Source organism: Citromicrobium bathyomarinum, assembly GCA_001306305.2.
GTDB classification, from domain to species: Bacteria; Pseudomonadota; Alphaproteobacteria; order Sphingomonadales; family Sphingomonadaceae; genus Alteriqipengyuania; species Alteriqipengyuania bathyomarina.
On the sequence record CP155577.1, the window covers coordinates 309,711 to 323,437 of the forward strand.

General features: G+C 62.3%; 12 protein-coding genes and 1 pseudogene. 2 read left to right on the top strand and 11 right to left on the bottom strand.

Annotated elements, in window-relative coordinates; translation table 11 throughout:
- The first annotated feature begins 55 nt into the window (after positions 1-55).
- Both VO57_001520 and VO57_001525 read left to right on the top strand, forming a co-directional pair.
- Positions 56-2,410 carry a TonB-dependent receptor gene (locus VO57_001520; GenBank protein XBL70045.1) on the top strand — a complete coding sequence of 785 codons (2,355 nt, stop codon included), beginning with the start codon at positions 56-58 and terminating at the stop codon, positions 2,408-2,410.
- Complete coding sequence (locus VO57_001525; protein XBL70046.1) at positions 2,410-4,557, top strand: Atxe2 family lasso peptide isopeptidase; 2,148 nt, start codon at positions 2,410-2,412, stop codon at positions 4,555-4,557. The genes VO57_001520 and VO57_001525 overlap by 1 nt, the downstream gene beginning before the upstream one ends.
- Here the strand turns inward: VO57_001525 and VO57_001530 are convergent.
- From VO57_001530 to VO57_001580, 11 genes and pseudogenes are all read right to left on the bottom strand, one after another.
- Complete coding sequence (locus VO57_001530; GenBank protein ID XBL70047.1) at positions 4,543-5,670, bottom strand: asparagine synthase C-terminal domain-containing protein; 1,128 nt, start codon at positions 5,668-5,670, stop codon at positions 4,543-4,545. The genes VO57_001525 and VO57_001530 overlap by 15 nt on opposite strands.
- Positions 5,671-5,726: 56 nt before the next feature.
- A pseudogene (gene traG / locus VO57_001535) lies at positions 5,727-6,854 on the bottom strand (IncP-type conjugal transfer protein TraG).
- Between the two features lie 100 nt (positions 6,855-6,954).
- Positions 6,955-7,656 (bottom strand): RES family NAD+ phosphorylase, encoded by a 702-nt coding sequence (locus VO57_001540; GenBank protein XBL70048.1) that lies wholly within the window; start codon positions 7,654-7,656, stop codon positions 6,955-6,957.
- Positions 7,643-8,074: an antitoxin Xre-like helix-turn-helix domain-containing protein gene (locus tag VO57_001545; protein ID XBL70049.1), complete on the bottom strand. Its 432-nt coding sequence runs from the start codon at positions 8,072-8,074 to the stop codon at positions 7,643-7,645. Before VO57_001545 ends, VO57_001540 begins: the two co-directional genes overlap by 14 nt.
- A 74-nt stretch (positions 8,075-8,148) precedes the next feature.
- Positions 8,149-9,891, bottom strand: coding sequence for a DUF3363 domain-containing protein (locus tag VO57_001550; GenBank protein XBL70050.1), 1,743 nt, complete (start codon positions 9,889-9,891; stop codon positions 8,149-8,151).
- A 240-nt stretch (positions 9,892-10,131) separates the two neighbouring features.
- A complete protein-coding gene (locus VO57_001555; GenBank protein XBL70051.1) occupies positions 10,132-10,812 on the bottom strand; it encodes a lytic transglycosylase domain-containing protein in 681 nt (226 codons plus the stop codon).
- 4 nt (positions 10,813-10,816) lie between these two features.
- Positions 10,817-11,149 (bottom strand): DUF736 domain-containing protein, encoded by a 333-nt coding sequence (locus tag VO57_001560; protein XBL70052.1) that lies wholly within the window; start codon positions 11,147-11,149, stop codon positions 10,817-10,819.
- Positions 11,146-11,697: a S26 family signal peptidase gene (locus VO57_001565; GenBank protein ID XBL70053.1), complete on the bottom strand. Its 552-nt coding sequence runs from the start codon at positions 11,695-11,697 to the stop codon at positions 11,146-11,148. The genes VO57_001560 and VO57_001565 overlap by 4 nt, the downstream gene beginning before the upstream one ends.
- 26 nt (positions 11,698-11,723) lie before the next feature.
- Positions 11,724-12,413 carry a DUF2840 domain-containing protein gene (locus VO57_001570; protein ID XBL70054.1) on the bottom strand — a complete coding sequence of 230 codons (690 nt, stop codon included), beginning with the start codon at positions 12,411-12,413 and terminating at the stop codon, positions 11,724-11,726.
- A complete protein-coding gene (locus VO57_001575; GenBank protein ID XBL71373.1) occupies positions 12,413-13,198 on the bottom strand; it encodes a replication initiator protein A in 786 nt (261 codons plus the stop codon). Before VO57_001575 ends, VO57_001570 begins: the two co-directional genes overlap by 1 nt.
- 105 nt (positions 13,199-13,303) lie before the next feature.
- Positions 13,304-13,576 (bottom strand): helix-turn-helix domain-containing protein, encoded by a 273-nt coding sequence (locus VO57_001580; GenBank protein XBL70055.1) that lies wholly within the window; start codon positions 13,574-13,576, stop codon positions 13,304-13,306.
- Positions 13,577-13,727 lie beyond the last annotated feature (151 nt).

The window sequence follows — 13,727 nt, forward strand, 5'->3', positions numbered from 1 at the left end:
AAAGTGAGCGTCATCTTCTGTAGCGGCCGGTCCGCGCCAAAACAGGGAGATATCAATGTCGTCGACAATTCGCACACTTTCCGTCCTTCTAACCGGGGCAGCATTTGCAGGTGCCGCTCCTCCTCTTTTCGCCCAAGACAGTCCAGGCGAACAGGCACAAGATGACGCTGCCGAGGTTGGCGATACAGCTTTGGACGAAGAGAGTTCCGCGATCGTTGTCACGGGAACGCGTATCCGAGGCGCACGGGTCGTAGGTGAAGTCATCGAGCTTGATCGCGAGACGATCGTCGAGACGGGCCAGGTGGACCTCGGCGAAGCGATCCGCAACCTACCCCAGAATTTCTCGGGCGGTCAGAACCCTGGGGTTGGTTCGGGCGGCGGCATCGGCAATGAAAATGTAAATTCAGCATCGTCTCCCAATCTGCGCGGGCTTGGGCCCGATGCGACGCTGACATTGCTCAACGGTCATCGCCTTCCATACAACTCGGCGTCCCAGGGCGTCGACATCTCCGCCATTCCGCTCGCCATTGTCGACCGGCTCGAGGTCGTCCCCGATGGAGCTTCAGCGCTCTATGGCTCGGACGCGGTTGGCGGCGTTGTGAACGTCATCCTGCGCCGCGACTTTGAGGGCGTGACAACCTCGGCCCAGATTGGAGCGAGCACCGATGGAGGCAACTTTCGCCAACAGGCCGACATAGTCGCAGGCACAATCTGGAACAGTGGCGGCTTCGTCTTCGCCTACGACTTCGCGAACAATTCCGGGATTGAGGCGAGGGAGCGCGCCTATGCAGGATCACTGCTACCGGAAACCTTGCTTTATCCCTCAAACCGGCGCCACGCCGTAACATTTTCGGCGCACCAGAGCTTGTCAGAAGGCGTGGAGGCCAATCTCGACGCGCTCTATTCGTATCGCGAATCAACCACCATTGATGGCACGCCGGCCCAGCGCATTCGGCGTGAGCCCGACCTCGAGACCTTTTCCGTAGCGCCGTCGCTGCAGTTTGACCTTGGGCCGAGTTGGAAGGCCAATCTCGCGGGTGTCTTCGGGCGCGATCGAACCCGCTTCCAGACCAGTTTCATTCCAGAGACAGGTCCGGCGCGCGTCTCTACGGGAAGCTACCTGCATCAGATCACCTCGCTGGAAATGGGTGCGGAAGGCCCGGTTATCACTCTTCCCGGCGGCGAGACGCGCTTGGCTGTCGGCATCGGATTTCGTAACAATCGACTCGAGTACTCTCTGGAAAGCGCGATCCTCAATGCGCAATTCGATGCAACGCAGCGGGCTCGCTTCGCCTATGCGGAACTGTATGTTCCATTCGTGTCGGGTCGGAACGCCGTCGATGGAATCGAGCAGCTAACGCTATCCGCTGCAGTTCGCTACGAAGACTATCCCGGACTCGACCAGCTCGCCACCCCGCGCCTTGGGATTACCTATTCGCCAAGTGGTGATCTGATGTTCAGAGCGAGTTGGGCACGCTCGTTCAAGGCTCCCACGCTTTTCCAGCAAAACATCTTTTCTCAGGCCATTCTGGTGCCTGCTGCGGTGTTCGGAGCGGGCACCGGCTCCGACACAGTCTTTCTGAGCGGGGGCGGCAATCCCAACCTCCGTCCCGAGCGCGCCCGAAGCTGGACGGCGGGATTCGAGTTCCAGCCTGCGGCAGTCCGAGGATTGACCGCCTCCGCGACGTGGTATGATATCCGCTATGACAACCGCGTCGTTGCGCCGATCGCTGGATCGATCGCAGCTGCTATCAACAATCCGGGCTATGCCAGCCTCATCGATTTTTCACCTGATCCGGCCGATTTGGCCGAACTCATCGCGGGTGCCCAGTTCGGATTGGAGAACTTTACAGGCCGCCCGTTCGATCCTGCAGATGTTGTCGTTCTGTTCGATAACAGGAACATCAATGTCGCGGCGTGGAGCGTAGAAGGGCTGGATGCCAGGATTGCCTGGAACCGCGATCTCGGGAATGACCGCTCGATAGGATTGGATCTCAACGGCAGCTGGTTGCGCAGCAGGCAAACCATCACATCCGAACTACCTGAAGTCCAGCTTGCCGGTACGACTTTCAACCCGCCCCGCTACCGCGCGCGTGGAGCAGCAAGATATCGGGCAGGCCGCCTTACCGCCAATGCGGCAGTCAGTTATATCGGTGCGCTCGTCGACAGACGGCTTGCAACCGTGCAGCGGCTGTCACCAAGCGCAACTGTCGATCTTGGCATGCACTATGCGGTCATTCGCGGCGACGACCGTGATCCCGGCCTCGAGTTCTCGTTGACCATTCAAAACCTGTTTAACGATAAGCCGGACGTGATCGGCCAAACCGGTCCCAACACAACACCCTACGATTCAACCAATTATTCTCCGATCGGGCGCTTCATCGCGTTTGGCGTAAGGAGGCATTGGTAATGACTGCGCTCCTTACCCTAGCGCTCAGCCTGACGATCGTGCCGACAGCTGAAGATCCGCCATCGGCCGAAGATCCGTGTGATGCACTGCCCATCGCCCAGGAAACGGCAAATGCGGAATTAGGTGAGTGGACAGTGGACGGACAAGTCCGGATTGCGGATATTGGCGCACCGGTCGGAACTCCCAATCGAAGTGTATTTGGCATCTCGCCTGACGACAGCCAAATTGCCTTCACCGTCCGTCGCGCAATTCCCGAGACGAATAGCTATTGCCAAAGACTGCTGGTCGCGCCGTTGAACGGCGAAGGTTCTCCAATCGAGGTGGCGCGCGGCGGGGAATTCATTCGCGACGATTTCCGGCTTCGCGACTTCACCGCGATACTGGCCGGTTGGCCTAGGACAAGCGCGCCGCGATGGTCGCCGGATGGCATGCGAATTGCGTATCTGAGGAGAGAAGCCGGTTCGACACAGGTTTGGTTGGCCAGCCCAACCGGGCAAACGGGTGCGGTCCGAGCAACCAATCTGGCCGACGATGTCGACGATTTCGCCTGGGCTCAGGACGGAATGGGTCTCATTGTCAGCACAAGGCCTGCAATTCGCCTCGCCGCCGCGGCAATCGCCAGCGAAGGCAGACGCGGCTTTCTCTTCGACGCGCGGTTTGCGCCGCAGGCAGCCGACCGACCGATACCGACCGGCCATGCCGATCCGATCTATACATGGGTTTCGCTTCGGGACGGGTCATCGCGACCTGCAACCGAAATGGAGCAGGTGCTTATTGCCCCGCCGCGACCGGCAGCGATACCGGACAACGCACGAAATGTTCGATCAGGAGAGGGCGGATTTTCGGCCTGGCTCGAAGCAGAGTTCCCCGAGCGTCTCCTCAGCCCGACGCGGCTGGTTCTGGCCGCTCCGGACGGCAGCCGAAAAGTCTGCCCTGTCACGCAATGCGACGGCATCCGAGAACTGTTCTGGTCGGCCTCGGAGCGCGCCCTTTTCCTCGTCCAGCGTACTGGATGGGCCGACAGCCAGACGGCATTGTTGCGCTGGGATCCCCGCGATGCTGCGCCTCGCCAAGTCCTGATTTCCGATGATGTGTTCATCGGGTGCGCCCCTCATGCCAACGAACTTATTTGCGGGCGTGAGGGCAGCACACAGCCTCGCCGATTAGTGGCGCTCGACATGCGAACGGGATCAGAACGACTGATCCACGATCCAAACCCGCAGCTTGAGAACATGGAGTATGGCTCCGTCCAGCGTTTCCGCTTCCGCCTGGCAAGCGGTGTCGAGAGTTTCGCCGACCTTGTCCTGCCGCCCACTCATCGACCTGGCGAACTGCATCCCCTGATCGTGGTGCAGTACCGGAGCCGGGGCTTCCTTCGCGGAGGAACCGGGGACGAGGTTCCGATCCAGCCTCTCGCCGCACGCGGATTCGCGGTCCTCAGTTTCGACCGGCCTGATTTCCCGCCAGAGGCGTATCTGGCAACAACCGATGCAGAAATACGGACATTGAGCGAAGATGACTGGGCGGACCGGCGCCAGGTGCAGGAAGCACTAGAGCTCGCTGTACGACGCGCCGTCGAGACTGGTGCGGTCGATCCAACGCGCATGGGGATCAGCGGATTCAGTGATGGCGGATCGACCGTCCAGTGGGCGCTGATCAACTCGGACCTTTTCCAGGTCGCTTCGATGGGATCGTGCTGCGAGGATCTCTACTCCTTCGCTCTCGCTGCAGGGCCACGGTTTACCGAGTATTTGCGGGACATGGGTTATCGCTATTTCGAGCCCGGTGCCGAAACATTCTGGGAGCCCATGTCGCTCATACTCAATGTGGACCGGATCGATGTTCCAATTTTGATCCAGGCAGGGGACAGCGAGTACGAAGGCAGCCTCGATGTCGTTGAAACCTTCTCGCATAACAATAAGGCTATCGAACTCTACGTGTTCCCCGATGAGTCTCATGTCAAATGGCAATCGTCGCATCGCCTGGCGATGTACGAGCGCGTCGTCGAATGGTTCGAGTTCTGGCTTATGGGCAGGCTGAACTGCAATCCTTCAAGAGAAGCACAGTACGCCCGCTGGAGCGCCATGGAGGGTGCCCCGCCCACACGCGACCTTCGCTGCCATGCTGAACCATTAGCGGGTCCATGAGCGAGCCCAATTCTCGGCTTCGAGCAGGTCAAGTATGCGACCGAACATGCTGTTGTCGTCTCGTTCATCAGTGCGCAGCGCGGCTTCCACGGCATGGCGGTCGATTACCCCGTTCGCGGCGAGCAACCCATCCAGCAAGCGCTCGGCGATCGAATTTCGGTTCAGGGCGAAAATTTGCCTTACGAAGCTGTCGGGTCCGGCCTTCGATGTTCTGGCCAGCACGGCAGGCGGCAATTCCTGTGCGAATGCCGCCCGGGCCAAAGCGCGGTTCCTGCCGCCGTGTGCCCATATCCAAGTCGGAACACCGAGACAAAACTCCATGAGCGGCTGACTCATTAGTGGCGAAAATCGAGGCGGGCCGGCGGCCAGTCCATGAATGTGGTTCTGTGCCCGCATGATCAGGACCATATGGTCGCGTTTTCCCGAACCTGAGATCCCTAGAGGACTCAGCCAGGGCACGAGTGGCTCGCTGTACGCAGCGTCAGTTCCGCAGGTAAGCAGACTCGCATCGACCGGCCAGCTTTCCCTCGTTCCCTTACCAAGCCGTCTGCGAAGAACTGCGGCGACCATGGTGGGGACCGAGCATCCGGTGATATGGCACATGTCAATCAGGGAGCGCAGCACGCCTGTCCCCAGACCCTCCGCTGCCAGCCGGTCGGCTACCGGCGCAGAGGAATGGAGGAAACAGAACAGATTGTCGCCTCCGTTGCCATCGTAGATGACCGAGGCGCCGAGGTCCGCCATCGCATCGACAAGCAAGGCGTCAAGAATGTGCTGGAATGAACGTCGGGCCGGTCGCGGCAACCCCCGGGAGGAAGACCTCGAAGGATCGTAAAACGCCGGGTCGTATATCCGTTCGACACACCGAACCCCGAACCATTCCGCCACGCGATTGGCGTATATGCGCTCGTCGCCGGACGGATCCGGAGTGGCGAGAGTAACGCAATCGAAGCGTTCGCCCGAATGGGCCAGAGCAGCGCAAATGAATGACGAATCGACGCCGCCCGATGCCGCTACGCTTGCTCTTCCAAACATGCCGCTCCAGCTTTGCAGCACTGCGGCGCCGAGCTCCTTCAGTTGCGCGGCGTAATCCGTGAATGCCGGGATCGGCATTCGTGGGAGAAAGTCGGTTGCATGCCATATCCTACGGATCTGCAAACCCTGGCGCGCGGCTTGGTGCGGCTGATGTCGGAGGGCGGGACGACGAGATAGAGTGTGACCGGTCGGCCCTGTGCCACCAGGTCCGCGATACGCCATTCGCAATGCCGGGTGACCCTGGCGATCACCGGATCGCGGTACAGCCCAAGGAACGACATGGCGGTCGAGAGCACGCCCGAGCGTTCGTTCTCCGACTTGTTGAGCAATTCTCTCGCCGCGCTCGCGACAACCGGATGGATGCCGTCTTCCCCCAGATGCGGCGTGTGCATCATGGCGGTCAATGTCGCCTCGATCGATCGGCGCGGATCGGAGAGGAAGTTCGCCACACCGGCGAGCGTCTTGTCAGGCTCGGCATAAAGCACATGCAGAATGGCCCCGACGAGAAGCGCATGGCTGGTCTTTTCCCAATGGTTGCGCCGTTCGAGCGAGCCTTCCGGGTCGACCAGCACGTCGGCAATGTTCTGGACGTCGCGCACCTCGTTGATGCCGCGCCGCACTTCCATCAGCGGATTATAGGCTGCCGACGCTTCATTGGTCGGATCGAACAGAAGCGTGCGGCTGAAGCTGGACCGGAAACCAGCGGTCAGCTCCCAGTTCTCGCCCTTGATGTCATGGACGATCGCCGAGTGCGGCCAGGTCAGCAGCGTCGGCACGACAAGGCCGACCCCCTTGCCGCTGCGCGTCGGTGCGAAACAGAGTACATGTTCTGGCCCGTCGTGGCGAAGATAGAGATTGGCGTGTTGGCCGATAATGACGCCCTTGCCCGCCAGAAGGCCAGCGCGCGCGATTTCGGAACGGGTCGCCCAGCGCGCCGAGCCATAGGTCGCGCTGTTCCTGATTTCTCGGGCGCGCCAGACCGACATGCCGATCGCGACCACGACCGACACGAGACCGCCCGATGCAGCAATCATTCCGCCGGTTTCGAAGATGCGCGGCGCATAGGCTTCGTAGCTGAACCACCACCAGAAGATGGCATAAGGCGGATAGACAGGCGCTCCGGAAACACTGAACCACGGCGCGCCCAATTGCGCCTGATAGCCGAGCGCGTATGCCGTCCACTGAGTGCCCGCCCAGACGCCTGCGAGCGTGAGAGCGAAGACGACGAGTATCTGACCCCACAATATCCGGGTTGCCGACAAGGCTGTCTCCTTTCGTGAAAGGCAGCACGGCGGCTTTGCATCGCATATTCAAGTCAGAAGCTGCGTGATCGCAGGCTGGCGTAGCGAAAGCGGGAAGCGGCTAGATTGCTTCCCAATCAAAGGCAGGATTGCCGGACCAGGTCAGGCGATACATCGCCCCTTGCGCGACCGATTGCACGACATTGGGCCACAAGGCCGCGATGCAGGTTCCGCCCGCATGGCGGACCGAAGAATAGATAATCCCGTTATGGCCGGCGGCGCGCGCCTGCGCCGCTAGAGCATTGCCGACCGGATAGCCTTTCGTCTTGTCCGGATCGAGTGCGGGGTGATCAGGCACGCCGCGCAGATCGATAAAGACCCCCGCCATGCTGGCGATCATCTCGCCATATTCGACAACGGCATCGAAATCGTCGGCATCGGCGAGCGCCTGCGTCAGGTGATGACCGACCTCGGCGATGCAGGTCTCGACATCGAGCGCGGCATACCATGCGCCGCGGTTCGCGGGGTTGAAGCGATTGGGCTCGCGCGGCTTGGCATAGGCGAAGCTCGCATTGATAAATCTGGCATGCGGCACGCCGTGAACCAGCTCGTCGGCTGTCAGCCCGCCAAGCCCGCGCTCTTCGGCGATCAGGCGCGAACTCGTCGCCCCCTCGATTTCAGCGAGCAGCGCAAGCTCTTCACCATTGTCGGCTAGCGGAGCCATGACCGCTTCGCGCAAACGCGCGCTGGAAACGAGCCGGACCGTCCGCTCGAAGGCTTCGCGGATCTGCGGCGGCTCGCCCTCCTCCTCAGAGCCCGCCACGAAGCGCGTCGATATATTGCCTAGTCTCTAACATGCGCGGAATACCGCCTTCGATCATTGCCTGGATGGGCGAGCGGCGATCGAAGACCGGAGCCCTGTTTTCGAGTTTCGGCCAGCGGTCGGCCATGTCGTTGGCAAACAGCAGGTGCAGCCCCTTGAACAGGCCGATCAGCGCCGACGCGCGGGTCAACTGGTCCTGACCGAGCGAGCCCTCCCATGTTCCGGCTTTCATCCGGTCCCAGGTGCTTTCGGACACGCCGAGCAGTGCAGCACCGTCGGCGTTGCTCGCACCCCAAGCCTCGATGAGCCGCAGCACGGCTTTTACCGCAGCGCTGGTGAGGCGGCTGCGATCACCGTCGCTTGCAAAGGTCTGAAGCCCCGGGGGAGCTTCGGCATGTTGAATCGCTGCACTTACCATATCGCATCTCCTGATGCGTTTATAAGCATCATATGGTGCGTTTGTCAAGATTTCCGTTTAGATGCCGGTGCTCATCAAACCGCCGGCCCGCGCGAGCGCGCAAAGTTCCAATCGACACCGCCGCGTGCATTAACCTTGCCAGCGACTTCTTTTCCAAGATGCCGCTCGAGGTCTTGCCTCCAGGGCACGAGCTGGAAACCCACTCCGTCATCGATCATGGCGAAGCGACCCGACGCCAGCGAAATGCGCTCGCGGTAGATGCCGGAAATGTGATCGCCTTCCGTTACCGGATTTGCCAGACGACCATGACGCGCAGCCAGCGCTTTACCTGCCGCGTCCAGTTCCTGCTTGCGGAGCGCTCCGAGAAGGTTGCGCACCAAGGTCACGCTCCTACCATGTCGCTTCGCAAGACTTTGATCGACGAGCCAGTCACGGCGCTCGTCAAGAGCCTTCCGGACTTCATTGCCGAAGCCGCCTCCCAGCGACGCGGCTCGTGCCGACAGCAGCTGCCGGTCGAGCCAGGTCGCCCCGCGCGCGTCAATCTGCCGCTCGAGCGGCAGGTCCGAGCGCACCAGCAGGCTTTCGCGCCGCCGCCCCTTGCGGTCGGTCCATTCGCTTGTCTCGACGATCGCGCCGGGTGCTGCATCGCTCGTCTGGTCAAGATCGGGGAAGCGAAGATAGTGGGCGCGACCGTCCACTCCTTCGACGATCGCATAAGCCTCGCCTGTCAGCTCGTTATGGAGACCGCGCTCGACCAACCTGCCGATGACTCGGCGGTTCTCGTCTTCTCCATGCAGCGCTAAGGATGCAAGGGCGCCTTGTGCGCCGCGTCCACTCATCGCCTTGTGCAAGGTCTTGATGATGTCGCCGCGCTCGCCAAGCGCGCGCAAGGTCGGTTCGAGATCTGCGGCCAAGGTCCAGCGCGCCGCCCCGATCCGCTCGGCCAATCCCATGCGTTCGAGCGTTCGTGCGCGGCCGATAAGGAATGCGCGGTTGCTGCGCCGTGTCGCATCGACTTCGGGGGACAAATCGACCACGCCGAGATCGTCGCGTTGCTTTTGCAGCCGGCGGTCGAGTGAGGTCCAGCGCTCGGCATCGACCTCGCGGCGAAGCGCTAGCTGAATATCGCGCTCGCTGCGCGGCCCGAGTTCGATAGTGACGCGCTCCTGGGCACGGGCCCGCATGCCTTCGCTGATATAAGAGCGATCAATCACCAGGTCCCTGCCATCCGAGGCAACGCCGCGGACCAGAACATGGACATGCGGGTTGTCGGTATTCCAGTGATCGACCGCCACCCAGTCGAGGCTGGTGTCGAGGTCGCTCGCCATATCTTCAAGGAGCTCGCGCGTGAAAGCGCAAAGGTCAGCCATCTCGCTCGCGTCTTCCGGCGACACGATGAAGCGGAAGTGATGCCGGTCGTCTCCGCAGCGCGCGGCGAAGGCATCGCCATCGACCTCATCCGACGAGGCATCGAACATCTGGGCATCCGATCCGTCACGGGTGACGCCGTCGCGTTCGAGATAGGCGATGTGGCGAGCGAGCGGTGCAGAGCGGAAGCGGCTGCCGCCATGACGAACGACGCGCGCCTTGATGATGACCCGCCGCTGGAAAGCATGGGGGCGGCCTCGGAACGCAGCCCTTTTGCCGCGTCCCAGATGTCCGGTTCCGCCGCCAGCCCGGCCTCGCGTGAGCGGTGTATAGCCTGACCGGCGCGAAACCTGCAGCACGCGTCCGACCAGCGAACCGGCCTTGCGATAGGCGCGCGCATCGCTGTCTCGCGACTGACCCGGCCTGATGTTGATTTCATCGTCAGCCATAGACAGGAAAATCGGCAGACGGCGCTTTCAGCATTGAAAAGCCTAAGGATTTCGGTCCAAGCGCCTGCAGGCGCACAGCAGAGATGGCGCATAATCTCCCGCAAAACCAACCACCTGCACCCCGACCGACGGCGGTGCTTTTATCTCGCCATCCCTCCTTTCTTTTGATGCGTAAGTCTCCGCTTATACGCCCGGTTTCGCCTGGAAACGCATGCCTGCGCGAAGGTGCGAGGCTCGCTTTCATTGGGAGGAGACCGTCGAAGCAGGCGCGAATAGATCGTGCGCGGGCTGTTCCGGACGCGCGAAGGGGTTCGCTGCGGGACCGGGCATAGCCACCTCGTCCAACTCTTCTCGCCCAGCGCGGGGCGCCTGCAAGACGCCAGCCGGAGCATTCCCGGCTTGTAAAGGCACCGCCGCAAACATGCGCTCGGACTGCAACAGCGGCGCAATCCGGGCGACATAGAGGCGTGTTTCGAGTGGCAGCGAACGCCGTCCGGCAAGCCAGTCTTCGTAGCGTCCCGGACCCGCATTGTATGCAGCGAGGAAGCCTTGCGCGCCGTAGCGATCGTACATTTCGCGCAGGTAAGACGTGCCGGCCAGAATGTTGTCGCGCGGGTCGAACGGGTCTTGCCCGAGGGAGAACCGGGCGCGCTGCCGCGACCAGGTTCCGGGCATGAGCTGCATGAGACCCATCGCTCCTGCTCTGGAAACCGCCCGCACCCGGCCCGCACTTTCGGCGCGGATCACCGCGTAGATCCAGTGCTCGGGAATGCCGAATTGCTGCGATGCTTCGCTGACATGCGTCGCAATCTCGACGCGCGGGGAAGGTCGGACAAACTGCTCCGATTGTGCAAAAGCCTGCCCGGGACTCGCCGCCAGCATGGCGGCCAGGATCCCCGGCAGAAGATGCGGGCGGAGCACGGAATCAGTCCTTTGCCGGGCGGCGCGCGCCGCGCGACCATATCAGGACATGGCTCTGGTCGTCAGAACTGAACAGATTGGCGCGCAGGGGCCGCGGCAATACCGGATCGTCGATGACGAGCGTGACGAAATCGCCTGCCTTGTCGCCGACATGTTTCCAGCCTGCACCCACCTCGTAGGTTTCCTCGCCTTCGCCTGCCATGATGCGATAGTCCGGGGCGTTCTCGGTGTCGCCGGGGTCGGCGGCCACCAGGGTCAGCGGTGCGTCGATGGTCAGGGTTTGCAGCCGCCCTTCAAAGCCGTCGGGTGTGGCTGCAAAAGTGCCGATACAGGTCATTGTGCGTCTCCATCATTTACGTTGGGAATGGGAAAGTCGGCGGGCGAGGCGAGCAGGACATAGTCCCCGTCGCCCGCTTCGTTGGTCCAGACGGGCCGCGCGCGCCCGATGACATCGGCGCGTGCGACCGGGCCGAAATAACGCCCGTCAAAGCTGCCGGGGGCGCGCCTGTTCATCACGAACAGTTCATCCGCAGCGATAGTCCGGCATCCTTTCCAGACGGGCAGTTCGCGTCCAAGGCTGTCGCGCCGACGCGCCGAGCCCGCAGGTGTCCCATTGATCTCGATGAGCAGGTCGCGCCGGCAGACCGTATCCCCGCCAAGCGCCGCAACCTCCTTGATGAGCGGAACGCCCGCAGGAAGATAGCCGCGCGAGGCGAGGTATTTCTGCAGCCTGAAAGCAGGATCGATCGCGACGCGGTCGCCCCTCTGGAGACCGGTCTTTCCGCCGATTGAGTACAGTCCAACCGGCACGCTGGCCGTCACGTTCCAGACCAAAAGTCGCGAGAACGGGATTGCGATGCTGGCCAGTGTCGCTGCCGCGACCATGCCTGCCAGAAAGGCGGTGCGCCGCCTCATGATTGCAGCTTTCGCCGCCGCAGCCAGTCGCGATGGCGCGCAGGGGAATAGAAACGTACTTGCATGCCCCCTGCCAGCCTGTTGTGGACATGATGCCAGTGGTCGGGAGCTACATCGCAGGGATCGATGCCAACGTCCTCGATCGCATCGATCAGCGCAAAGACCTGGCGAACCTTTGGCCAGCTTCGCACCGAGAGCAGGATTTGCGCGCCAGGATCGACCTGCGGCAGAGTGGTGAACGGCTCGCCGAAACCGGCGGCTTGGGCGATCGTGAGTGTGGAGCCAACGGTCCCGTAGTCGTTCGAAGCCCACCGAACCAAGGCAAAGACCTGTCCCGGAGCATAGCTTTCGATACGCGTCCGGCGATCGAGGATGCGCTCTGCAACGGGCTTGCCGAACCGAAGCCAGTCTTCCTGCACGCCGCCGCGCCACACCAGCGTGACATGCGTAAGTGGCGGATCACCGGAACCTGCCTCGACCGGTTCCGGAGGCGGAAGCGAAGCGCGCGCTGCGCTTTTGCACAGGCGTGGCTGTGTTAGCAGGAATCTGAAAGATTCCTTGTTAGCATTGTTAAGGGCTTCGCAGGCGCCGCGTTTTCGGCGAGTCGCGCAGGCTCCCGGTTCCCGATAGTCCGGGAATAGGGTTCCCGATCGTCCGAACGTCATGGTTCCCGATAGTCCGAACATCACGCACCCTTTTCCACAGGGGGCAGCCCGATACGGCGCCGCGCGGACGCGAAGGGATCGACAGGCGCTGCAACGAACAGGAGCCGCTCGCGGCCGAACTGGTGCTCAAGAGCGAGATTGTAGCCGGGGAGCGACTGGCGGCGAACGATGGCCCGCACTTCGAAAGCGAAACGCTTCAATGGCGAGAGCGCGCCGGACTTCAAATGCAGGTGCGAAATGTCGAAACTCCACCCGCCCTTCTGCTTCCCGCCATGCTTGCGTACGATGCGATAGAGCCAGCGCTCAAGACCGCCGGTAAGCGCGAAATAGGCCGGGTCGATGGTCAGGACGAGCGCACGATCGAGCACGCCCTCGTAGAGCCAGTCCGGCACGATCATTTCGATGCCGAGCGCGCGCCCGTTGTCGTCGAGCCGTTCGCGCCATTCGTTGATCCAGGAAAATCGTCGGCGGCGTCGCGCCCCGGCCTGCCGGATGGAGGTGGCAATGCTGGTCGACTGCAAGCGGTCGAGCGCCGCCTTCAGGCGCTCGTAGCCAGCCTTTCCGGTTCCGCGCCGGGTGAAGGTAAGGATTTCATGGGGCGTCGCCGCGATAAGGCGCGAGGTGGCTTTGCCGGCATCGCGCGCCTCGACGATCTGGCTCGCTACCCAGATCAGTACATCGGCGTCCCAGATGGTGGCCATGCCATGTTCGGCGGTCGCTTCGACCAGAATGGCGACCTCGCCCATACGAAAGTCGATCGGCTGCACCCGCTTCGTCTTGGCGAGGCTGAAGAAAGGCCAGGCCATCAGATCCTGCGCATCGCGCGCGGCGATGTCGCTGCCCGCGCCGACGAACAGGTCGAGCTGTCCGGCCCCGCCGTCCGATGTCTTCAAGGAGCGCATGGTACCGCTTCAGCGCCGGACCGGACCGGTGTAGCCGTCGATCCGCTTGGCAGGATGAACGACGCCCTTGCCCGGATCGCTGGTGGAACGGCGCAAGCCCTGCTCGGCCCAGGCGTCGAGATCTTCGGGCCGGTAAACGATGCGGCCGCCGAGCTTGTGGTAGACCGGCCCTGTTCCATAGCATCGGTGCTTTTCGAGCGTGCGCGGCGAAAGCCCCAGATGCACCGCGGCATCCGGGGTGCGCAGGTAGCGGGGACGGACCGGATCGGGAACGGCGGGCATGGGGTTAGCTCCAGGAGGCTTGGGTGGCTGCGGCTAACTGCCGCTGATTGCGGAGGGTGATGGCGCATGCCCTGGCAATGGGGGGAGCGACACGATGCCGCGTTCGGATTTGTCGCCCCTACCGATCTGAGCTCGGCAGGATCGAGGAGGG

What these genes read in the sequence shown, in the direction of transcription:
- VO57_001530 (XBL70047.1), bottom strand. Translation starts at nt 5,670, where the DNA reads ATGCCGATCCCGGCATTCACGGATTACGCCGCGCAACTGAAGGAGCTC.
- VO57_001580 (XBL70055.1), bottom strand. Translation starts at nt 13,576, where the DNA reads ATGCCCGCCGTTCCCGATCCGGTCCGTCCCCGCTACCTGCGCACCCCG.
- VO57_001550 (XBL70050.1), bottom strand. Translation starts at nt 9,891, where the DNA reads ATGGCTGACGATGAAATCAACATCAGGCCGGGTCAGTCGCGAGACAGC.
- VO57_001520 (XBL70045.1), top strand. Translation starts at nt 56, where the DNA reads ATGTCGTCGACAATTCGCACACTTTCCGTCCTTCTAACCGGGGCAGCA.
- VO57_001560 (XBL70052.1), bottom strand. Translation starts at nt 11,149, where the DNA reads ATGACCTGTATCGGCACTTTTGCAGCCACACCCGACGGCTTTGAAGGG.
- VO57_001565 (XBL70053.1), bottom strand. Translation starts at nt 11,697, where the DNA reads ATGGTCGCGGCAGCGACACTGGCCAGCATCGCAATCCCGTTCTCGCGA.
- VO57_001575 (XBL71373.1), bottom strand. Translation starts at nt 13,198, where the DNA reads ATGGCCTGGCCTTTCTTCAGCCTCGCCAAGACGAAGCGGGTGCAGCCG.
- VO57_001570 (XBL70054.1), bottom strand. Translation starts at nt 12,413, where the DNA reads ATGTTCGGACTATCGGGAACCATGACGTTCGGACGATCGGGAACCCTA.
- VO57_001525 (XBL70046.1), top strand. Translation starts at nt 2,410, where the DNA reads ATGACTGCGCTCCTTACCCTAGCGCTCAGCCTGACGATCGTGCCGACA.
- VO57_001545 (XBL70049.1), bottom strand. Translation starts at nt 8,074, where the DNA reads ATGGTAAGTGCAGCGATTCAACATGCCGAAGCTCCCCCGGGGCTTCAG.